The organism is Rhizobium sp. SU303 (assembly GCF_021052345.1).
GTDB lineage: Bacteria > Pseudomonadota > Alphaproteobacteria > Rhizobiales > Rhizobiaceae > Rhizobium > Rhizobium laguerreae.
The window spans coordinates 3892586-3914256 of record NZ_CP088095.1; the positions used below are offsets into that span (position 1 = coordinate 3892586).

Genomic DNA, 21671 nt, shown 5'->3' on the forward strand with positions numbered 1-21671 from the left:
CAGGACGTCCCGCAAATATCGCTCGTTGAGATCATGCTTGCAGAAGTTTCCGCTCTTCTCGCCCCGGTCGCCGCCGCCATCGGTTACTCCACTTACAAGGCGCGGCAATTCGAACACGCCTATCCGAATATCGGCGAACTGACGGATGTCGGCGGCTATCGCATGAATGCCGTCCACATCAAGCGTCCCGAAAATGCGGATCTGCCGGCGCTGGTCTTCATCCACGGCGCCAGCGGCAATCTGCTCGATCAGGTCGTCGCCTTTCGTGCCGCGCTCGAAGGCCGGGCGGAAATGCTCTTCGTCGATCGTCCCGGTCATGGCTATTCCGAACGCGGCGGACCAGAGAACGCCATCCCCTCCGGCCAGGCCGATGCGATCGCCAGACTGATGGAGAAGCGCGGCATCGAGAAGGCGATCATCGTCGGCCATTCCTTCGGCGGCGCGATCGCCGCCGCCTTTGGCCTGCGCCATCCTGACAAGACCGCCGGCCTGCTCTTCCTCGCACCCGCCACCCATCCCTGGCCGGGCGGCATCGACTGGTACTATCATGTCGCCACGACACCGGTCGTCGGCTGGCTCTTCACTCACGCAATCGTCGTGCCGCTCGGGCTGAGACGGCTGGAGCGCGGCACGCTGAATGTCTTCCGCCCCAATCCGCGCCCGGCCGACTACATCGAAAAAACCGGTCCGTCGCTGGTGCTGCGCCCCAGCGCCTTCTACAACAATGCTGCCGATTTCAAAAGACTGCTCGCCTATGTGAAGGAGCAGTCGCTGTTCTATTCGCAGATCACCGCGCGGACCGTGATCATAACAGGCGACCGCGACGAGATCGTCTGGGAACACCTGCATTCGCGCGGCCTTGCCCGCGATATATCAGGCTCCGAGCTCATTACCGTCAGCGGCGTCGGCCACAAGCCGGATTACCTCGCAACCGATGTCGCCATCGCCGCCATGGAGAAAATCGCCGGCAAGCCGCGCGACCTGCAGGCGATCGCCCGCAAGGCCGAGGAGAGGCTTGCCGCCACCTCACGCGATCGGACGGTCGCAACCGCGCCGTCGCTGGCGCCTGCAGCGCCGCGTGTCTTTTCCGACGCACAAAGGATCCTGTAGCACGTTGAATTGTATAACTATCCGGCCAAGGGCCGCATGTCCTTCGACCGGCGGCCTGACGCCAACCCAGCCGGCGAAGATAAAAATCATCGTCGATACGCCGCTCGATAACGCCGACACCAACCGGAAACTCGCCGAACTCCTCACGCTTTAGGTTTTGTTTTTACGCATGTCGTCGTCGCAAAGCGCTGCACAGTTTTGCGCGACATGATTTAAAGCCAACCCCTTGCATTGCCTCGGGCCCAGGCAGTCCCATATGTTTTTCCATCATGTCCATAGGAGGGGAAATCATGAGCCGCCTGCATATCGGGACGATCTCCGTCATATCAGCATTGTCGCTGAGCCTGACCTCGGTTTTTGCCGCCTCGCCTGCGCCCGTCGAAGCCGAGCACGGCATGGTCGTCACCGCCCAGCATCTGGCGACCGATGTCGGCGTCGAGGTGCTGAAAGGCGGCGGCAATGCTGTCGATGCGGCGGTCGCCGTCGGTTATGCGCTGGCGGTTGTCTATCCCTCGGCCGGCAATCTCGGCGGTGGCGGCTTCATGACCATCCGCCTGAAGGATGGCACCAAGACCTTCCTCGATTTCCGCGAACGCGCACCGCTTGCCGCCACCAAAGCCATGTATCTGGACGCCAATGGCGATATCGTGCCGCGTGCCAGCCTCGACGGTTATCTTGCCGTCGGCGTGCCGGGCTCCGTCATGGGCTTCGAGACCGCGCGCGAGAAATACGGCACCAAGTCGCGCGAAGAACTGATCGCGCCGGCACTCCGCTTCGCCAAGGAAGGTTTCACGCTGGAACAGGGCGACGCCGCAAGTTTCGCCAGCAACTCCAAACGCCTCGCCAAGGATGAAGCCACGGCGAAGATCTTCCTGAAAGCGGACGGCAAACCCTATGCTTCCGGCGAAAAACTCCAGCAGCCGGACCTTGCCACCGTCCTGGCAGCCATCTCCGAAAAAGGCCCCGACGCCTTCTACAAGGCCGCGCCCGCCGAGGCGATCGTCAAGGCGAGCCAGGCCAAAGGCGGTATCCTCGCCAAGGAGGATTTCGAGCAATATGCCGTGCGCGAGTTGAAGCCAATCGAGTGCAATTACCGCGGATACGACATCATCTCCTCGCCGCCGCCTTCTTCCGGCGGCGTCATCATCTGCGAGATCCTCAACGTTCTCGAAGGCTATCCGCTCTCTTATCTCGGCTATAACTCGGCCGAAACCGTGCACATCATGGCCGAGGCGATGCGCTATGCTTACGTCGACCGCAATGCTGCACTCGGCGATCCCGATTTCGTCGAGAACCCGGTCACAAAGCTGCTCGACAAGAAGTATGCTTTGGAGATCGCCGCCAAGATCGACCCTTACAAGGCCGGCACCTCGGCGAACCTGAAACCGCTCGGCGGCAAGGAAAGCACCGAGACCACGCATTATTCAATCATCGACGACGAGGGCAATGCGGTCGCCGTCACCTATACACTGAATGGCTCTTTCGGTGCCGCCGTCGTAGCGCCCGGCACCGGTGTGCTGCTCAACAACGAGATGGACGATTTCACTTCCAAGCCCGGCGTGCCGAACCTCTACGGACTGGTGCAGGGCGAGGCCAATGCCATCGCCCCGAAGAAGACGCCGCTCTCCTCGATGAGCCCGACGATCGTCACTCGGGACGGCAAGCCCTTCATGGTGATCGGCAGCCCCGGCGGCTCGCGCATCATCACCATCACGCTGGAGGCGATCCTCAACGTCGTCGATTTCGGCATGGACATCAGCCAGGCGGTCAATGCTCCGCGCATCCATCATCAATGGCAGCCCGACAAGGTCTTTCTCGAACCCTATGCACTTTCGCCGGATACGGAAAAGACGCTTGCCGCCATGGGCTACAGCTTCGATGGCGGCAATGACACGCCGCAATGGGGCCAGGCCGCCGGCATCCTCGTCGGCGGCAAAAGCCTTGCGGCCATCGAAAAGGGGGGCGGCGCCCGCTATAACGGCGCCATGGACAGCCGCGCAACGGAGGGGTCGGCAAGCGGCTACTGACGCTTCGGGGATCGCCTGGTCAAACAGTCGGTGCAAAGCGCAACGCGGCTCAAGAAGCAGCGGTGGCACCATTCATGTCACCGTGACAAAGTCGCCGTTCACAATTGGCTTACCTCGCCCTATGCATGGGCGAACCCGCAAGCAGAAAGATTCCCGAATGGCCAGCATTGAAATGATTGTCGCAGCCCGCGCCCGTCTGCGCGGTCATGCAAGGCGCACGCCGCTTCTCTCCTCTCCTTTTTTGAATGAGATTGCCGGCCGGCGCCTATTCGTGAAGGCGGAATGTCTGCAGCATTCCGGCTCGTTCAAGTTTCGCGGCGGCTGGTCGGCCGTCTCCGGCCTCGATGCTGCGGTACGTTCGAAGGGCGTCATCGCCTTCTCCTCCGGCAACCACGCCCAGGGCGTTGCGCTGGCGGCCAAGCTGCACAATATCCCCTCCGTCATCATCATGCCGAGCGATGCGCCGAAGCTGAAGATCGCCAACACCCGCGCCTTCGGTGCCGAAGTGGTGCTCTACGACCGCGTCAACGAGGATCGCGACGAGATCGGCGCGAGACTTTCGGCCGAGCGCGGCCTGACGCTGATCAAGCCCTTCGACGAACCGCTGGTCATCGCCGGTCAGGGCACGACCGGTCTCGAAATCTCCGAGCAAGCGGAAGAGGAAGGCGTGACTTCAGCCGAAGTCCTCGTTCCCTGTGGCGGCGGCGGATTGACCTCTGGCATTGCGCTCGCCCTCGAAGCGAGCGCCCCCGGCTTTCGCGTCCGCCCCTGCGAGCCCAAGGATTTCGACGACACCACCCGCTCGCTCGCCTCTGGCAAGATCGAACGCAACGCGGCGGTGTCAGGCTCGATCTGCGATGCGATCGTCACGCCGCAGCCGGGCAACATCACCTTCCCGATCCTCAAGCGTCTCGCCGGCGCCGGCATCGTCGTCACTGACGAGGAGGCGCTGCGCGCCATGGCGCTTGCCTTCACGCGGTTGAAGATCGTCGTCGAGCCCGGCGGCGCCGTGGCGCTCGCCGCCGCGCTCTTCCATGGCGAGGCGCTGGAAAGCGACACGATCGTCGCCGTCACCTCCGGCGGCAATGTCGATGCCGATATCTTCGCCATGGCTCTGGAACGTTTCGGCTGAACATCGTGCAAGTGAACGCCATCGACCATCCGCAGCAGCAGCCGCGGATGGTTTCTATCTTTTTATAATTACGCGACCTTGTAGCGTTTCGCCGGCGCGGTGCGTGAGAGGTTCGGCATCAATGCCTGACGCGCCTGCTCGTAGGCGGCAAGCAGGCCTGCATCCTCAAGCGAGGGGATCGTTGCAAATTCGCCCTGCTCAAGACCTGCGAGCGACGCATCGACCATATTTTCTGCCGACATCACGATCTCATTCGGCAAATGTTCGACCGGCGTGCCGGCGATGTCCCAGAATTCCGTGGCGGTGGCGCCGGGCAGCACGGCCTGCACGCGAATGTTCTTCTCCGCCAGTTCGTGCTTCAGCGACTGGCTGAAGGCAAGCACGAAGGCTTTCGTACCGCCGTAAACGCCGTTCAGCAGCTCCGGCGCGATCGCGACGATGGACGCAATATTGATGATCGTGCCGCCGCCGCGTGCGACGAACCCCGGCACGGCGGCATAGGTCAGCCGCGTCAGCGCCGTGACGTTGAGCTCGATCATCTCCTGCATCTTTTCGACATCGGCGGAAAGCAGCGGCGCCGTTCCACCGACACCGGCATTGTTGACCAGAAGCGTGATGCTCCGGTCTTCCTTCAGCACGCTTTCGACGCGAGCAAGGCCGGCCTTGTTGCCAAGATCGGCGACGACGGTCTCGACCGTCCGTCCGGTCTCATCACTCAACCGACTTGCCAGCGCCTGCAGCCGCTCACCGTTGCGGGCAACGAGGATGAGATTGTAACCCTGCTTTGCCAGCCTGTGGGCATAAACTGCGCCGATGCCCGAGGATGCGCCGGTCACCAGCGCCGTACCCTTATGGTCCTGTGTCATGATTCGTCTCCTTGCATGCGCGCCAGCCCGATGCCTTGCGCTTGAGGAAAGTCTTACTCCCAATTGCGAATGGCCTGAATGTCGTATATGCCACCTTTCAGGACATCCTCTTGCCAGGACGATGGTCATGCAGCAAATCGGCTTTCTTGTTTATCCCGGCTTCCAAATCATGAGCCTGGCGGCCGTCTCGGCCTTCGAGTTCACCAATATCGAGCTTGAGGAAAAGGTTTATGACATCCGCTATCTTTCCGAGAATGGTGGGCCGATTGCCAATTCTCTTGGCATGGTGATGGAAACGGAGGCCTTTGGCGACCCGGCCCTCGACACGCTGATTGTGGCAGGAGCCCCAGGCATCCGCCTGCCGAATGTCGTAGAAGCCGCCTTTATCCGCGCCGCCCTGCCGGTCGCACGTCGTTTGGCGTCGATCTGCACCGGCGCCTTCTTTCTTGCCGAAGCCGGCGTCCTCGACGGTCGCCGGGCGACGACGCACTGGTATGTCTCCCGCGAACTGCAAAGCCGATATCCCCGCGTAAAGATGGAGGAGGACCGAATCTTCATCATCGACGGCTCCGTCTGGACATCCGCGGGCATGACCGCCGGTACTGATCTGGCGCTGGCTATGGTCGAGAAGGATCACGGCTTCGAGGTGGCGCGCGCCGTTGCCCGCATGCTCGTCGTCTATCATCGCCGCGCCGGCGGCCAGTCGCAGTTTTCCGCCCTGCTGGAGCTGGAGCCCAAATCGGACCGCATTCAGAAGGCCCTTGCCTATGCCCGCAGCAATCTGAAAGCGGCGCTTTCGGTCGAGGAGCTGGCGGAAGCGTCCCATCTCAGCCCCCGCCAGTTCAGCCGCGCCTTCCGCGCCGAAACCGGGCAATCGCCGGCCAAGGCCGTCGAGAACCTGCGGCTGGAAGCGGCCCGCCTGATGATGGAACAGGGCCGCCACCCCATCGATGTGGTCGCCCGCGAGACCGGCTTTGCCGATCGAGAGCGCATGCGCCGTGCCTTTCTGCGCGCTTTCGGCCAACCGCCGCAGGCAATCCGGCGCGCCGCCCTGCAGGAACTGCAGACGTGACGCACCGGCGGCTACGGATGCATCCTGCCTTCGCTACTGCTCCTGAAGCGAGCGCCGGATCGCCGTCTCGACCGCTGAATAGGCACCGTCCTCCCGTTCGAGCCGAAGAGGTTCGGAAGGCGCAAGGCCAGGCTGCGCCATGAAACGCGGCTGCTTGCCGCGATGCATCTGCGCTGCATGGATGAGGAATGGGTGGCACAAATAGACCGTGCCCGCCCGTCCCGTCGCCAAGGCCAGCGGCCGCTCCTCCCCGACATGCTCCAGCCAGAGGTGAGCCATCCCCGCCTCACCCGCTGGCGCCAGGAGGCGGGCGATATCCTTGTGCGATCCGACGCGGATACGGGTCGGCGCATCCTCCTCCCCGACATCCGAGAACAGGAAGAGCATCAGCAGCGCCCGGCCGCGCGAGGTGATGTTCACCCGCCAGGCGGAAAAGTCCCGTTGCTCATCCGGATTGGAATCCTCGCCGGGAAAGCTCAGATCGACATGCCAACCGGCATCGCCGGGATCATCGGGATGGGGAAAGCGGACCGGGAAACTGCCAAGCCCACTGCGCGGCTCCCAGCGACCCTTTCCGACGAGCTGGTCGAAGGCCGAATGCAACACCGGCGTATTGACGGCTTTCTCGAATGGTCCGCCGCCATAACCGGCAAGCCGCACGACTGGCTGCGTCCACGTCCTTGGATCATCCGCATCGAAAGGAATATCGCGCCACATGATGGCACGAGCTTCCATGGCCAATTCGCGGGGAAAAGCGTCGTCGATCCTGACGAAACCGTCCTCGATGAATCGCTCGATCTGCGCGGCACTCAGTGCCGGCGGGTAAACATCTGCTGTCATGAAACATCTCTCTATCGCCAAACCTGCCGGCTCTTTCCTTGGCCAGATGCAGGGTGGTTACAGTTCACGGCAACGCACAGCCACGAAGGCTGTCAGCGGCCGCATCTTCTGATGCCCGAAGGCAGAGCCCTTAGAGGCTCAAGAAGAAGACCGAAGCGATATTGAGGGTGAACATCTTCATAGCAGTTCGAGGCTACAGGCTTGCGCCCGAGGGGTCAATCCGGAGATGTCAAGCCGACACCTCGCGCAGCGCGCCATGCACCGACTGAAGCACGAGCTCGGCAAGCCGGGCGGCAGCCGGCTGCGGTTCGGCTTCCGCCCGATGCAGGACCAGACCGAGCTTCGGCAAATCCGGCAGGCCGATCGTCTCCGGCGCCAACGGCCGGACCTTCGCCGGCAGGCCGATCGGCGTGCGGATGGTGAGACCGAGGCCTGCCGCGGTCGCGGCCCAGAGACCGCCGAGACTGGGACTGACGAAGGCGAGCCGCCAGGAGATGCCCGCCTCATCCAGCGCCTTGGTCGCGGCGCTGCGCAACAGACACGGCGCCTCCAGCGAAGCGAGCGGCATCGGCTCACCGCTTGCGGCTTGCCAGGCCGGCTGCTCCTCGGAAGGTCCGATCCAGCGCATCGGCACTTCGCCGATCCGCTCACAATGCGCCGTCAGCGTGCCGTCACTCCAGGCAAGCGCGAGATCGAGCTTGCCCGATGTGACGCGCTCGAGCAGTTCGGCATTGCGCACCACCCGGGCTTCGATGCGGACCTTCGGATGTGCTCGCGCGAAGCGGCCGAGCACATCAGGCAGCAGTGTCTCGCCGAAGTCCTCCTGCAGGCCGAGCCGCACCCAGCCTTCCAGCTCGACGCTGTTGACGGCCGCAGCCGCCTCGTCGTTGAGCTCCAGCAGCCGCCTGGCATAGCCAAGCATCGTCTCGCCGGCATCGGTCAGCGCCAGTCCGCGCCCCGCCTTGCGGAAGATCGGCGTGCCCGCCTGTTCCTCCAGCTTCTTCAGCTGCGCACTCACTGCCGAGGTCGAACGCCCGAGCCGCTCGGCCGCCTTGGCGAAATTGCCGAGTTCCATGCCGGTCGAAAAGGTTCGAAGCACGTCGAGATCAAAGATCGTCCGTCGCATTGCATAATCCCATTTTTCAGGATAATTCATCCATAAAATTCTGATTTTCAGCATCATCGTGCCGTGCGATGGTTCTGCTGTCAAGGCCGACCGACGGCCTGAACCATGGAGATCCCGATGCCCTTCGTTCGCATTTCCCTTCGCAAAGGCAAGTCGCCGGACTACCTCATGGCACTGGCCGACAACATCCAGCGCGCCCTGGTCGAGACCTTCGACGTGCCCGAAAACGACCGCTTCCAGGCCATCCACCAGCATGACGGCAACGAATTGATCTTCGACCGCAGCTATCTCGCCGGCCCGCGCTCGGACGACTTCGTCTATATCTCGATCACGATCGGCAGGCCTCGCACCGTCGAGATCAAGGCGGCGCTCTATCGGCGGCTCGCCGATCTCCTGGCGCAATCGACCGGCCTCCGGCCCGAGGATGTAATGATCGTCATCAGCACCAGCGCACCGGAAGACTGGTCCTTCGGCGACGGCATTGCCCAGATGACCGACCCCGACTGGCGGCTTCGTGCGATCGGAGATCGGCAATGATTGCCATGCAGTACAGCTTCACCCTGCCAGCCGATTACGACATGTCGATCATCGACCGCCGCATCCGCGACAAGGGACCGTTGCTCGACGGCTTTCCCAATCTCGGTTTCAAGGCCTATCTCAGAGCGCGCAAAGGTGAATTCGGCAGTCGCGAAAACCTCTACGCGCCCTTCTACCTCTGGCAGACGCCGGAAGGGGTAAGCGACTTCCTTTGCGGTCCTGGGTTTGAGGCGTTAACAGGCGCCTTCGGCTGGCCGCAGGTCAAAACCTGGATCGTCTGGCAGGCGGAAATCTCGCCTGATATCGCCGCAGCCAAGTTCGCCACCTGCGATATCCAGCAGACGGAACCCTATGCGCCGCTCATCGATCTCCGCGGGGCCAACAGCGCAGAGGCCGATGCCGATATGGCAACAGGCGCGCTCGCCTCCGTCTCCGGCTTCGAACCGACGACATGGACGCGAATACGCTTCAAGCTATGGCGCGAGGTTCCGGAAATCGGCGAGCATACGCAGGCTTATCACGTTGGCCACCTGTCCCTGCCTAGACCCTGAACTCAGACGGTTGCCCGGCGATAGAAGGCCAGCGAGCCGGCAAGCGCCAGCAGCGCGCCACCGCAGGCCCGCTCCAGCCACATGGCGCCGGAGGTTTTGAGGAAACGCACGGCCTGCGAACCGAAGAAGGCGTAGCCGAACATGATGAGGAAATCGAGCGCGGCAAAGACCAGCGCGAGCAACGTGTATTGCGTTACCTGCGACAGGGTCGGGTCGATGAACTGCGGCAGGAAGGCCGAGAAGAACAGGTAGCCCTTCGGATTGGTCGCCGCGACCATGAAGCTCTTCAGCCCGATCGAGAAGGATGATGTCGCGCCCGCAGGCGCTCCGGACTTCAACGCCGCATCGATCGTGCCCTTGGAGCGCAGCAGCATGATACCGAGAAAGGCGAGATAGGCGGCACCCGCCCATTTCAGCATCGAAAACCAGAATTCCGATGCAGCGAGCAGCGCACCAAGCCCGATCGCGACAGCGCCGATCAGCACGAAATCGGACAGCACCGCGCCGATCATGCCGGCAATTGCCCGGCGCAGACCATGCCGAGAGCCGTTGGTCAACGCCAGCAGCACTGTCGGCCCCGGCGTCGCGATACCAACGAAGGAAACGGCCGCAAAAGCCAGAAGCGTGACGATATCCATGATGCTCCTCCGAACCCAGGGAATCGAAACTTGCACGCACCGCAGCCCTTGGCAATACCGCCCCATCAACGAAAAAGCCCGCCGCCTCTTCAGGCAGCGGGCGTTCGAAGAGATGCGATCGGATCAGACGCCGCTCTGGCCGTCGGAGCCGATATAGGCGATGCGGATCATGTTGGTGGCGCCGGGAGTGCCGAGCGGCACACCGGCCGAGATGATGATGCGATCGCCCGGCTTGCCGAAGCCTTCGTCCGCGACGATGCGGCAGGCGCGGTTGACCATGTCATCGAGATCGGTCGCGTCATGGGTGACGACGCAATGCAGGCCCCAGACGACGGCAAGACGGCGCGCCGTCTTGATGATCGGCGACAGCGCCAGGATCGGCACCTGCGGACGCTCGCGCGAGGCACGAAGGCCTGTCGTGCCCGACGAGGTGTAACAGACGATCGCCGACAGCTTCAGCGTTTCGGCGATCTGACGGGCGGCCAGCGAGATCGCATCGGCACCGGTCGCTTCCGGCTGGGCACGCTGGGCATAGATGATGCCGGGATAATGCGGCTCGCGCTCGATGGCGGTGGCAATCGACGCCATCGTCGTCACGGCTTCAACGGGATAGTCGCCCGAGGCCGATTCCGCCGAGAGCATGACGGCATCCGCACCTTCGAACACGGCGGTCGCGACGTCGGAAACTTCGGCGCGTGTCGGCACCGGCGCGGAGATCATCGATTCCAGCATCTGCGTGGCAACGACCACCGGCTTGCCCGAACGGCGGCAGGCGCGGATCAGCTGCTTCTGGATGCCGGGAACCGATTCGAGCGGCATTTCCACGCCGAGATCGCCGCGGGCGACCATCAATGCGTCGGACAGTTCGATGATTTCCTCGATGCGCTCGAGAGCCTGCGGTTTTTCGATCTTCGACATCAGGCCGACGCGGCCACGGGCGATCTTGCGCACTTCGGCAAGGTCGTCGGGACGCTGGACGAAGGAAAGCGCCACCCAGTCGACATCGTCGGTGGCAAGCACGGCGTCGAGGTCGGCGCGATCCTTGTCCGTCAGTGCGCCGACGCCGAGCAGCGTGTCGGGAAGGCTGACGCCCTTGCGGTCGGAGATGCGCGTGCCCGAAATAACAGTCGTGACGATGCTCTTGCCGTCGCATTTTTCTGCGCGCAGGGCGAGCTTGCCGTCATCGATCAGCAGACGGTGGCCGGGCTGTACCGACTCCAGGATCTCGGGGTGCGGCAGATAGACGCGGTTCTGGTCGCCGAGGGCTTCGTTGTTGTCCAGCGTGAAGGTCTGGCCGGGCCTCAGATCCACCTTGCCGTCGACGAACTTGCCGACACGCAGTTTCGGTCCCTGCAGGTCGGCGAGAATGCCGATCGGCCGGCCGGAGCGCGCCTCGACCGAGCGGATGCGCTGGATGAGCATACGCATCATGTCGTGGCTCGCATGGCTCATATTGATGCGGAAGACATCGGCACCAGCCTGGTGCAGCTTCTCGATCATCGATTCCTCGGAGGAGGCTGGCCCGAGGGTGGCGAGGATTTTAACTTTGCGATTACGCTTCATCAATTCTGGCTTTCTTGCGTCCCTGGGGTGTCGGAGAGTTGAACCATCCAGCTACCCTGGCGGCCCGTATCATATTCCTTGAATCCCATCTTCTGGTAACCGCGGGCATAACAATCCTGCACACCCGAGATCTTGAATTCATTTTCCGCCACGCACATCTGCACGTCACCCGTCCATCGTCCTCCCCGGGCGGCGTCCTCTGCGTAGAGGTAATAATAACGCGACTGCAATTCTCCCTCGATCAGCGTGGCGCAGGTCGTTGCCGGCACCTGCCACCAGCCCTCCGTCACCCAGCCATCCTTGGCCCGGTATCCGATCGCAACGCCGACGAGATTCTGTGTTCCGTTGCAGACGCGAAAATCGGCGCGTGCGGCATCTGCGATGAAAAATGGCATGGCGGCTGCAAGAGCGAACAGAGCGAGACGGACCAGAGGTCTGGACCGCGTGAGGAAACTTGGCGCGGCTTGGATCAACACGGCTCCCAAATAGCTCCACGGTTATTCGTATCCGTGTCTTCTTGCGCCGCCGTCAAGCGAAAGTCAACGCAATGCTAATCGATTATATTTCCTTTCATAACCACCGTCGAGGGTCCGACTTAACCTCTCCCCACCCTGCCGCGCTTGAACCTGCCGCAGGTGCATGCGATCACTGCGCCCGACGGCGCAATGACGAACGGCAATTCCCTGATGGACGACTTCCAATCCTTCGAAATCCTATCCGGCAAACATGACAAAGGCATGGTGATCCTCGCAGATCACGCGATGAACCGCCTTCCCGCGCGATATGGCCGGCTCGGACTGCCCGACGCGGCCTTCGCCCGCCACATCGCCTATGACATCGGCATCGAGGGCCTGACGCGGCAGCTTTCGGAAAAACTCGGCGTTCCCGCCGTGCTCGGTGGCTTTTCGCGTCTGCTGATCGATCCCAATCGCGGTGAAGACGATCCGACACTGATCATGAAGATCTCCGACGGCGCCGTCATATCAGGCAATCATCCGATCACGCCGCAGGAATGGAACTACCGGATCGAAACCTTCCATCGCCCCTATCACGACGCTGTCGCCGCAACGATCGACAGCGTGGCGAATGCCACCGGCAAGGCACCGCTGGTGCTGTCGCTGCACTCCTTCACGCCAGCCTGGAAAGGCATCCCCCGTCCCTGGCACGCTGCCGTGCTCTGGGATAGCGACCATCGCGCCGTCGGCCCGCTGCTCGACATGCTGCGCGCCGATCCCGATCTCGCCGTTGGCGACAACGAACCCTATGACGGCGCGCTGAAGGGCGATACCATGTACCGCCATTGCATGATCACCGGCATTCCGCATGCGCTGCTCGAGGTGCGGCAGGACCTGATCGGAGACGAGACCGGCATATCAGCATGGGCCGAACGCCTGGCGCCGATCTTTGCGGCGATGAATGCCGATCCCGCCTTGCACGAATACGATGTCCGCCTGTCGCGCACCGGCCCCTATTGAACGAAGGCTACACTTAACGAGAGGAAAGCGAGATGACCGCGCTCAGCAAGGAACAACAAACCGAATTCGAAGCTGCCGCCTTCCGCCGCCTCGTCGCACATCTTCGCGAACGCAGCGACGTTCAGAACATCGATCTAATGAATCTGGCCGGCTTCTGCCGCAACTGCCTGTCGAACTGGTATCGGGAAGCCGCCGAGGCAGAAGGTGTCCCGGTGACCAGAGACGAATCGCGCGAGATGGTCTATGGCATGCCCTATGAGGACTGGAAGAATCTTCACCAGAACGAGGCCTCGCCTGTGCAAAAGGCTGCTTTTGACCTGAACAATCCACACAAATAACCTGCCCGGCCGCGAACAGGCTTGACCGTGGCGCCGCTTCGCGGCAGTCACTGGCATCCAAAATTGATCACCGAAAAATCAGGAGAACACGATGTCTGATGCTCATGGCGTCGCCCGCGATCAGCTTCGCGCTTTCATCGAGCGCATTGAACGGCTGGAAGAAGAAAAGAAGACCATCGCCGACGACATCAAGGACGTCTATGGCGAGGCCAAGGGAATGGGCTTCGATACCAAGATCCTGAAGAAGGTCGTGGCGCTGCGCAAGAAGGACGAGCAGGAACGCATGGAAGAGGAAGCAATCCTCGACACCTACCTGCTCGCGCTCGGCATGATCGAGTCGCCGCCAGAAGGCTGATCCTTCCGGCATATTACCGATGTCGACAAGCCGCCGGCCTCCCGGCGGCTTTTCTTTTGCTGTGGAAACAACTGCCTAAACAGCCAGCTTGCCGGATCGAAATAAAAAAGAAAAACCGCCGGATCGCTCCGGCGGTTTTCGACTTTTCCTCGATTGGCAGGCTCAGTTCGTGTTGAACTTGCGCACTTCCATGAAGTTCACAGCCGTGCCGCTGAAGCGGGCCGGGTCGACCGAAGCGGTCTTGACGTTGAAGCCCTCGGCATAGACGGCGATCGGCTGGGCACGCATCGTCTGGCTGACGAACCGCGGCGCCTTGACCTGCTTGGAGGCCATTTCGAGGCGGGCATTGGTGAGCGCCCACTGCGAGATCATCTTTTCCGTCAGCTTCGGTTCGGTGCGCACCGTCGTACGGCTGGCACCCGCTGCCGCGGCTTCCTTATGCGTCGGGCGACCACCCTTGGCAGGAAGCCCCTGCGCCACGGCGCTTTCGACAGCCGGTTCGTCGAAGCCGTCGCCAAAGCTTGCCGATTTGGTCATCGGCGCCAATGCGGCGAGTTCGAGCGGCGGCTTTGCGGCAGGCGCCTTTTGCGTCATCGCGGCTTTGATCGCCTGCTCGACCGTCTGCGGCGGCGCATTCGACGCGATCTGGCTTTCCCCTTCGTTTCGCTGCTGGTCGAGCGCATCGGCAAGGGCAGGAGACAGCGCGTCCTGATCGGCTTCGTCGGCCTCTGCTTCCGGATCGGCATCGGCCGCGGCAAGAAGGTTCTCGGCAACGGCGGGGCGTTCGATCGGCGTCGGAACCGGCAGTGCATTCGCGCCCGTCAACATGGGATCGGCCAATGCAACCTCGGCGTCGCCAGGGGCGCGGCGCTGACCGAGAAGCGAGGGAACCGGAATACTGTATGCGCTGAGATCGGCGAACTGCTGCGGCTGGGCCTGGTCGGCCGGAAGGGCCGCAGCAAGGGCCTGCTGTGCGGCATTACCCGAAGGCGGGGCTACGAGCGCGTTCGCCACTTCGCTGCTCGTCGGCTGATTGCTGAATGCCGGGCGAACCTGCGGCACCGGCGCGTTCAGATCGGCAACTTCGGCCTGCTGCGGCTCGGCAGGAACGGGCTCGGCCTTCGGCGGCGTCGCCTTGGCGACGGCGACAGGCGTGGAATCGTCCGACTCGTCTTCCTGCTCGTCCGCTCCGCCGCCAAAGAGCGCGGCAAACAGCGTCTTGTGCTTCGGCGCCGATTCGGAAGCGCTGGCGATCTGGATCTGCGGGCCGCTGCCGCGGCGCTTGTAGTCGGCCATCGCCTGCTGGTAGCCCGGCAATGGCTTGCCATCGGCCGGAATATGGATGGTGTTGCCGTTGGGGAAGAGCCGGACGAGCTCGTCGCGGCTCATGCGCGGCCAAGCGCGAACGCCGCCGACATCCATATGCACGAAGGGCGAGCCCGATTTCGGATAGAAGCCGACGCCGCCGACCTGCATCTTCATGCCGATGGCGCGCAGCGTCGCCAGTTTGACGTCGGGAATGAAGAAATCCATCGCCTTGCCGAGCATATGCTGGCTCTTTTCGGCGACGCCGGATTTGCGCGAGCGGCCGCGCAGCATCTCGTTGGTTCCCGGCGAACGGAAACCGCAGACGACGTTGATGTAATCCCTCGAACCGCTCTGGCGATAGACTTCCCAGATCAGGTCGAACAGGCGCGGGTCCATCTTCGTCGGCTGGTTCTTGCGCCAGTCACGCAGGAAGCGGTTCAGCTGCTCCAGACCCTTGGGGTCGAACTTGCCGTTCCGCTTGTAGGTGATGACGGCCTTTTCGCCGGTATGAATGAAATAGAGCTTGAGGCTGCGGGTGTCGCCCGCTGCCTGCGAAGGCGTACCAACGAATACCGGTGAGGAAACCGCGAGCGCAAGAAGGGCGGCCGCTACCGTCCTTATTGCCTTTCCGCAAATGTCGGCGCACAACAAACGCCAGCTCAAGCGCGAAGGCTTGGAATTCCCATTCAGATTCGGCAACTCGATCCCCGTCAGACAGACAATGTCCCGTACTGTCTCAGATGACTGTCAAATGCGGTCACACGATGGCAAAAATGCCACACATGATCAACCTTTTCTTTACATAGTGAACGCGCCACTAACAAGTGGTTTATGACTAGTAACAAAACGTGGTTGCCTTAATCTTAATGAAAAGCGCTTAAGCCGCATCTTTCTGGGGATTGTCGGGGTCTATGCCGTAGTCCTTGAGCTTGCGATAAAGTGTGGATCGGCCGATGCCGAGCTTGCGCGCTACTTGACTCATCTGCCCGCGATAGAATTTGAGTGCGAATCGGATGAGTTCCTCCTCGACATCGGCAAGCCTACGCACGTCTCCGGCAGGATTGACGCTGGCGATGGCGTTTTCCGGGGCCTCGGACAGCCGGTGGTGGTGCACCTCTCCTGAGATCGACGCCCTGAAGTCCTCGCCATAGCCGCTGTCGGGATCGAGGCCGGTATTGTCGGCAACGAGTGCCAGGTGATCCACCACGTCATATTCCGGAAGCTGGGCGGCGATCTGCGGGAAATCAGCCTCGGTCAGCTCCGGCCCTTCGGCCAGCACGACCGCGCGGAAGATCGCGTTTTCGAGCTGGCGGATATTGCCCGGCCAGTCATAGGCCGTCAGCAAAGCCAGCGTGCCGGCATTCACCGTCATGCGGCGTCCGTTCTTCTGCTCGCTGGAGAAGCGGTCGGCAAAGACGCGCACCAGATGCGGAATGTCTTCCTTGCGTTTGCGCAGCGCCGGAATGGTGATCGGGAAGACGTTGAGGCGATAGTAGAGATCCTCGCGGAAATGGCCGTTCTTGACCTCCTCGATCAGATCCTTGTTGGTCGCCGAGATCAGTCGGACATTGACCTTGTGCGCGGTGCGCGCACCGACGGTCTCGATCTCGCCCTGCTGCACGGCACGCAACAGCTTCACCTGCACCTCAAGCGGCAGGTCACCGATCTCGTCGAGAAAGATGGTGCCGCCATCGGCTTCCATGAATTTGCCGATATGGCGCTCGGTCGCGCCGGTAAACGCGCCCTTCTCGTGACCGAAGAGAATGCTTTCGACCAGATTATGCGGGATCGCCCCGCAATTGACGGTGACGAAGGGCTTGTTCGAGCGGTCGCCGCCGGACTGGATGGCGCGCGCCACCAGCTCCTTGCCGACGCCGGACTCGCCTTCGAGCACGACGGGAATGTTGGACTGAGCCGCCCGCTGGGCGAGATCGATGACACGGAGCATCGCCGGGCTTGCCGAGACGATATCGTCGAAGCCGACCGAGCCTGAGCGCGACCGGCGTCCGGCCCGCGCCTTCACTTCGCGCTGGTCGAGCTTCATCGCGTTCGAGATCGAGGTGGCGATGCGTTCGGGCGAGACCGGCTTGACGACGAAATCGAAGGCGCCGGCGCGCATCGCCTGCACCACCGTTTCGATGCCGCCCTGCCCCGTCTGCACGATGACAGGGATCTGCGTGCCGAATTCGTGAAGCGCGTCGAGGAATTCGAGGCCGGTCATCTCCGGCATCATCAAGTCGAGCACGATGACGTTGAAAAGGCCGCTGTCGCGTTTGACCATTTCCAGGCCGATGCGGCCGTTTTCCGCCTGGTGCACGACATGGCCGTGACGCTCGATTGCGTTCTTGAGCAGGCGGCGCTGCACGGGGTCGTCTTCGACCACGAGGATCTGCCCTGCTCCCTTGAGCTCATTGTAACCGGTCATTGTCGCCTCACTTCATGCGAAACCATAAAGCGCACTCTGACAGCAAGGCTTGAACATCCAGTTTTGAGAAACAATTGCATTTTAACGATTGCCACGCGTCGTTTTCGTGCCGAAGCGAGGCCTTTCATGCGCCGAAAGCCCCTTGATGCCGGGCCTTCCCGCGCTTACAGCGCCGCCGTCTTTTCAGGCGCGCAAAGGACGCTGTAACACTTTGAACCTACGCATCGTGCTTCCGAAAATCGATTCCGATTTTCGGGCCGATGCGGTAGACAAGCAGACTGTTATGAAAGTGGAGAGGAATTGCGCCCATGAAAATCAAGCTCCCGCATGCCGGCCTTCTTTTATCGGCAGCAGTGCCAGCTGGGGCCGCCGATGCGGCGCTCGGCGATCTGCCGGTCTGGAAGCTGCAGGATCTTTATCCCTCCGCTACCTCCACCGCCTTCGTCGCCGACATGGAAAAGGCCGGCAAGGCAGCGATCGCCTTTGAAGAAAAGTGGAAGGGCACACTCACTGAGGCCGCAACGAAGACCGGCGTTGAGGGCATCGGCGCGGCGTTGAAGGAATATGAGGCGCTGGACGACATCATCGGCCGTCTCGGCTCCTTTGCCGGCCTCACTTATTTCTCCGACACCACCAATCCGATAAATGGCAAGCTCTACGGCGACGTACAGGCCAAGATCACCGAATTTTCCGGCCATCTCCTGTTCTTCGCGCTGGAACTGAACCGCATCGACGACGCGGTGATCGACGCCTGCATGGCGAATGATCCCGCCGCCGGACACTATCGCCCTTGGCTGCTCGACCTCAGGAAGGACAAGCCCTATCAGCTCGACGACAGGCTGGAACAGCTCTTCCTCGAGAAGTCGATGACATCGGCCGCCGCCTTTAACCGCCTCTTCGACGAAACCATGGCGGAACTTCGCTACGACATCGATGGCGAGAAAGTGCCGCTCGAAGTCGCGCTGAACAAGCTGCAGGAAAAGGATCCGGAAGTGCGCCGCAAGGCAGCCATGGCGCTTGCCGAAACCTTCAAGGCGAATATTCGCATCTTCACGCTGATCACCAACACGCTTGCCAAGGATAAGGAGATCGCCGACCGCTGGCGCGGCTTCGAGGACATCGCCGACAGCCGCCACCTAGCAAATCGCGTCGAGCGCGAGGTCGTCGATGCGCTGGCCGCAGCCGTCCGCGAAGCCTATCCCCGCCTTTCGCATCGCTATTACAAGATGAAGGCGAAATGGCTCGGCATGGAGCAGATGAATTTCTGGGACCGCAACGCGCCGCTTCCGGAAACCTCCAGCGCCATCATCTCCTGGCCGGAGGCGAAGGACACGGTGCTTTCGGCCTATGGCAATTTTGCCCCCGAGATGGCTGATATCGCCAGGCGCTTCTTCGACGAACAGTGGATCGATGCTCCGGTCCGTGCCGGCAAGGCGCCCGGCGCCTTCGCCCATCCGACGGTTCCCTCCGCCCATCCCTATGTGCTCGTCAATTATATGGGCAAGCCGCGCGATGTGATGACCCTTGCCCATGAACTCGGGCACGGCGTGCATCAGGTTCTCGCCGGTGCGCAAGGGGCGCTGATGTGCCAGACGCCGCTGACGCTTGCCGAAACCGCTTCCGTCTTCGGCGAGATGCTGACCTTCCGCGCGCTTCTGCAAAAGACCACCGATACGCGCGAGCGTAAGGCGATGCTCGCCCAGAAGGTCGAGGACATGATCAACACGGTCGTGCGCCAGATCGCCTTCTACGAATTCGAGCGCAAGCTGCACACCGCCCGCAAGGCTGGCGAACTCACAGCTGACGACATCGGCGAACTCTGGCTCTCCGTCCAGTCGGAGAGCCTTGGGCCGGCGATCAGCATTTCCGAGGGATACGAGACCTATTGGGCCTATATCCCCCACTTCATCCACTCGCCCTTCTATGTCTACGCCTATGCCTTCGGCGATTGCCTGGTGAATTCGCTCTATGCCGTCTACCAGAAGGCGGAGAAGGGCTTTCAGGAGAAGTATTTCGAACTGCTGAGGGCCGGCGGCACCAAGCATCACTCGGAACTGCTGAAGCCTTTCGGCCTCGACGCCACCGATCCGTCGTTCTGGAGCCAGGGCCTGTCGATGATCGAAGGACTGATCGACGAACTGGAAGCGTTGGATAAGGGCTAGGCCCGGCCAAGACTTGAAACAAGCGGGGTCATGATCGGCATTGTAACGGTTTGATTTACCAACCGCATTCTGCAACGTCTATGAGGAACCATGACGGCAGCCCCCTCTCCCTCATTCCTGTGCTTGTCACAGGAATCTAGCGCGCCCAAGTCCTTGGGTGCCGGAGACTTTTTATCTGTCGGAAATCAGTCATTCACAGCGCGGACGCGCCGTGGCTGGATTCCTGTGACAAGCACAGGAATGAGGGATGCGGGTATTGCTGCGGTCTCGGCCTGCAGCGAAACCACGAGCTTCGCATCGCCCGCCATTGCAGAGAACAAAACCGTCGCAAGCATCGGATAACCAGGCAAGATGCGGCGCAACCATGTCTGACCCCTACATTCTCTTCCGCGACGACGTGACCGGACAGGTGATGCTCTTTGCCGAGCCGGCGGAGATCATCGTTGCCAGGACGCGCGCCGAGTTCTTTGCAGGCCTTGCCCGGATGGAGCAGGCCAAGGCCGCAGGCAAATGGCTTGCCGGTTACATGGCCTATGAGGCCGGATACCTCTTCGAAGAAAAACTTGCTCCCTTCGCCGGGGAACATCGCGAGACCCCGCTCATCTGTTTCGGCGTGTTCGACGCTCCGCAGGCCGATACGCATCCGCTTGCCCAGCCAAAACAGCGCATCGAAAACGAGGAATTCCTCACCGCTCCGAAAGCTGCCTGGGATTTCCCTATATATAAAGAGCGCTTCGACCGTCTCCACCAGCACCTGCGGCTCGGCGACGCCTATCAGGCGAACCTCACCATGCCGGTCGAGGCTCGCTGGAATGGCGATCCTCGTGCCGCCTTCTGGTCGCTGATCGAACGCCAGCCGGTCAAATACGGCGCGCTGGTCGATCTCGGCGGCCCGATCATCCTTTCGCGGTCGCCCGAACTTTTCTTCCGCACCGATGAAGAGGGCTGGATCGAGACCCATCCGATGAAGGGCACGGCGAAACGCGGCGCTACCACCGCCGAGGATGCCGAAATCATCAAGGCCATGCGCCGCGATATCAAGACGCAGGCGGAAAACCGCATGATCGTCGATCTCCTGCGCAACGATATCTCCCGCATTACCGAGGTCGGCACGCTCGACGTTCCGAAGCTCTTCGACATCGAGACCTATCCGACCGTCCACCAGATGGTGAGCCATGTCCAGGCAAGGCTCCGCCCCGATCTTTCGATCCGCGACATCTTCTCCGCGCTCTTCCCCTGCGGTTCGATCACCGGCGCCCCGAAGATGCGGGCAATGGAAATCCTCCACGCGCTCGAGGATATCCCGCGCGACGCCTATTGCGGCGCGATCGGCATGATCTCACCCACCGGCGCCATGCGTTTTTCCGTCGCCATCCGCACGATCACGCTTTTTAACGGCGGCAGGGCCGTCTTCAATGTCGGCGGCGGCATCGTCTTCGATTCGACCGCCGAGGCCGAATATGAGGAATGCCTGCTCAAGGCCCGCTTCGCTGTCGGCGACCAATGGATTGCGCGATGATCGATTTTTCGTTGATCGAGACGCTGCGCTGGCAGCCCGGCGAGGGCTTCATCCGGCTGCGGCTGCATCTCGCCCGGCTTTCCCGCTCCGCCCGTCGCCTTGGCTTCCCACAACCGATCGAGGCGGCGGCCAAGCTCGACGAAGCCGTTGCGGGTGCTGCCGGTCCACTGCGCATCCGCCTGACCTTCGACGCGCAAGGCCGGATCGAGGTGACGCGCGCCGCTTTCGTGCCCCTGGCGCCCGATACCATCTGGACCGTCCGCCTCGCCGAGACCCGCCTAAATTCCGCCGACAGACTGCTGCGCCTCAAGACCACGCGCCGCGCCGTCTACGAGGCCGCGCGCGCCGAATACAGGCCTGATGAAGCCGATGAAGTCATGCTTTTGAACGAGTGCGGCGAAGTCTGCGAGGGCACCATCACCTCGATCTTCCTGGACGATGGAACCGGCATCCTGCGCACCCCGCCGATCTCCTGCGGCCTGCTCGCCGGCGTGCTGCGCACCGAACTCATCTGCCGGCGACAGGCCCGCGTCGGCCGTATCACGCTTGCCGATCTCGATGCCGGCACGCTTTATATCGGCAATTCGCTGCGCGGTCTTATCCTCGCAAACCTCGTCAGGAGCTGAC

At 62.0% G+C, this 21671-nt stretch carries 20 protein-coding genes; 12 read left to right on the forward strand and 8 right to left on the reverse strand.

The genetic code is table 11. The features are described from left to right. The first annotated feature begins 33 nt into the window (after positions 1–33). From RlegSU303_RS19330 to RlegSU303_RS19340, 3 genes are all read left to right on the forward strand, one after another. A complete protein-coding gene (locus RlegSU303_RS19330; protein WP_131718833.1) occupies positions 34–1110 on the forward strand; it encodes an alpha/beta fold hydrolase in 1077 nt (358 codons plus the stop codon). A gap of 290 nt (positions 1111–1400) precedes the next feature. After that, positions 1401–3137, forward strand: coding sequence for a gamma-glutamyltransferase (ggt, locus tag RlegSU303_RS19335; protein ID WP_131718832.1), 1737 nt, complete (start codon positions 1401–1403; stop codon positions 3135–3137). A gap of 157 nt (positions 3138–3294) precedes the next feature. Further along, positions 3295–4269 (forward strand): threonine ammonia-lyase, encoded by a 975-nt coding sequence (locus tag RlegSU303_RS19340; RefSeq protein ID WP_131718831.1) that lies wholly within the window; start codon positions 3295–3297, stop codon positions 4267–4269. Positions 4270–4337: 68 nt separating this feature from the next. On the opposite strand, the gene RlegSU303_RS19345 is transcribed toward RlegSU303_RS19340, so the two are convergent. After that, entirely contained in the window at positions 4338–5135 is a 798-nt protein-coding gene (locus RlegSU303_RS19345; RefSeq protein WP_062941528.1) for an SDR family NAD(P)-dependent oxidoreductase, read from the reverse strand. 127 nt (positions 5136–5262) lie between these two features. On the opposite strand from RlegSU303_RS19345, the gene RlegSU303_RS19350 reads away from it, so the two are divergent. Further along, positions 5263–6207, forward strand: a complete 945-nt coding sequence (locus RlegSU303_RS19350) for a GlxA family transcriptional regulator (RefSeq protein ID WP_131718830.1) — start codon at positions 5263–5265, stop codon at positions 6205–6207. A gap of 33 nt (positions 6208–6240) precedes the next feature. Here the strand turns inward: RlegSU303_RS19350 and RlegSU303_RS19355 are convergent, their stop codons facing one another. Beyond that, complete coding sequence (locus tag RlegSU303_RS19355) at positions 6241–7047, reverse strand: phytanoyl-CoA dioxygenase family protein (protein WP_017962051.1); 807 nt, start codon at positions 7045–7047, stop codon at positions 6241–6243. Between the two features lie 229 nt (positions 7048–7276). Continuing rightward, positions 7277–8173, reverse strand: coding sequence for a LysR substrate-binding domain-containing protein (locus RlegSU303_RS19360; RefSeq protein ID WP_026158871.1), 897 nt, complete (start codon positions 8171–8173; stop codon positions 7277–7279). A gap of 117 nt (positions 8174–8290) precedes the next feature. Here RlegSU303_RS19360 and RlegSU303_RS19365 point away from each other — a divergent pair, with 117 nt between their 5' ends. Next, positions 8291–8710, forward strand: a complete 420-nt coding sequence (locus RlegSU303_RS19365) for a tautomerase family protein (RefSeq protein WP_017962053.1) — start codon at positions 8291–8293, stop codon at positions 8708–8710. Further along, positions 8707–9261 carry a DUF4865 family protein gene (locus RlegSU303_RS19370; protein WP_094087437.1) on the forward strand — a complete coding sequence of 185 codons (555 nt, stop codon included), beginning with the start codon at positions 8707–8709 and terminating at the stop codon, positions 9259–9261. The genes RlegSU303_RS19365 and RlegSU303_RS19370 overlap by 4 nt, the downstream gene beginning before the upstream one ends. 2 nt (positions 9262–9263) lie before the next feature. Here the strand turns inward: RlegSU303_RS19370 and RlegSU303_RS19375 are convergent, their stop codons facing one another. The 3 genes from RlegSU303_RS19375 to RlegSU303_RS19385 form a co-directional block, all read right to left on the reverse strand. Beyond that, positions 9264–9899: a LysE family translocator gene (locus tag RlegSU303_RS19375; protein WP_094087436.1), complete on the reverse strand. Its 636-nt coding sequence runs from the start codon at positions 9897–9899 to the stop codon at positions 9264–9266. 123 nt (positions 9900–10022) lie between these two features. Beyond that, positions 10023–11462, reverse strand: a complete 1440-nt coding sequence (gene pyk / locus RlegSU303_RS19380; protein ID WP_094087435.1) for a pyruvate kinase — start codon at positions 11460–11462, stop codon at positions 10023–10025. Continuing rightward, on the reverse strand, positions 11462–11947 hold the full coding sequence (locus RlegSU303_RS19385; RefSeq protein ID WP_017962056.1) for a DUF1036 domain-containing protein: 486 nt from the start codon (positions 11945–11947) through the stop codon (positions 11462–11464). Before RlegSU303_RS19385 ends, pyk begins: the two co-directional genes overlap by 1 nt. A gap of 201 nt (positions 11948–12148) precedes the next feature. Here RlegSU303_RS19385 and RlegSU303_RS19390 point away from each other — a divergent pair, with 201 nt between their 5' ends. The 3 genes from RlegSU303_RS19390 (at position 12149) to RlegSU303_RS19400 (ending at position 13630) form a co-directional block, all read left to right on the forward strand. Further along, the gene (locus RlegSU303_RS19390) at positions 12149–12937 is read left to right on the forward strand and encodes an N-formylglutamate amidohydrolase (RefSeq protein WP_025395987.1); all 789 of its coding nucleotides are present in this window, start codon (positions 12149–12151) and stop codon (positions 12935–12937) included. 32 nt (positions 12938–12969) lie between these two features. Next, a complete protein-coding gene (locus RlegSU303_RS19395) occupies positions 12970–13275 on the forward strand; it encodes a DUF1244 domain-containing protein (protein ID WP_017962058.1) in 306 nt (101 codons plus the stop codon). Positions 13276–13366: 91 nt separating this feature from the next. Further along, positions 13367–13630, forward strand: a complete 264-nt coding sequence (locus tag RlegSU303_RS19400) for a DUF2312 domain-containing protein (RefSeq protein ID WP_003542853.1) — start codon at positions 13367–13369, stop codon at positions 13628–13630. 162 nt (positions 13631–13792) lie between these two features. Here RlegSU303_RS19400 and RlegSU303_RS19405 read toward each other — a convergent pair whose 3' ends face one another. Together RlegSU303_RS19405 and RlegSU303_RS19410 are read right to left on the reverse strand one after the other, a co-directional pair. Further along, positions 13793–15637: a DUF882 domain-containing protein gene (locus tag RlegSU303_RS19405; RefSeq protein ID WP_131718829.1), complete on the reverse strand. Its 1845-nt coding sequence runs from the start codon at positions 15635–15637 to the stop codon at positions 13793–13795. 178 nt (positions 15638–15815) lie between these two features. Beyond that, positions 15816–17363 (reverse strand): sigma-54-dependent transcriptional regulator, encoded by a 1548-nt coding sequence (locus RlegSU303_RS19410; protein WP_017962060.1) that lies wholly within the window; start codon positions 17361–17363, stop codon positions 15816–15818. Between the two features lie 308 nt (positions 17364–17671). On the opposite strand from RlegSU303_RS19410, the gene RlegSU303_RS19415 reads away from it, so the two are divergent. The 3 genes from RlegSU303_RS19415 (at position 17672) to RlegSU303_RS19425 (ending at position 21670) form a co-directional block, all read left to right on the forward strand. Next, positions 17672–19525, forward strand: coding sequence for a M3 family oligoendopeptidase (locus RlegSU303_RS19415; RefSeq protein WP_131718828.1), 1854 nt, complete (start codon positions 17672–17674; stop codon positions 19523–19525). A gap of 364 nt (positions 19526–19889) precedes the next feature. Next, complete coding sequence (locus tag RlegSU303_RS19420) at positions 19890–21044, forward strand: aminodeoxychorismate synthase component I (RefSeq protein ID WP_017962064.1); 1155 nt, start codon at positions 19890–19892, stop codon at positions 21042–21044. After that, positions 21041–21670 (forward strand): aminotransferase class IV family protein, encoded by a 630-nt coding sequence (locus tag RlegSU303_RS19425; RefSeq protein ID WP_094087730.1) that lies wholly within the window; start codon positions 21041–21043, stop codon positions 21668–21670. Before RlegSU303_RS19420 ends, RlegSU303_RS19425 begins: the two co-directional genes overlap by 4 nt. Position 21671 lies beyond the last annotated feature (1 nt).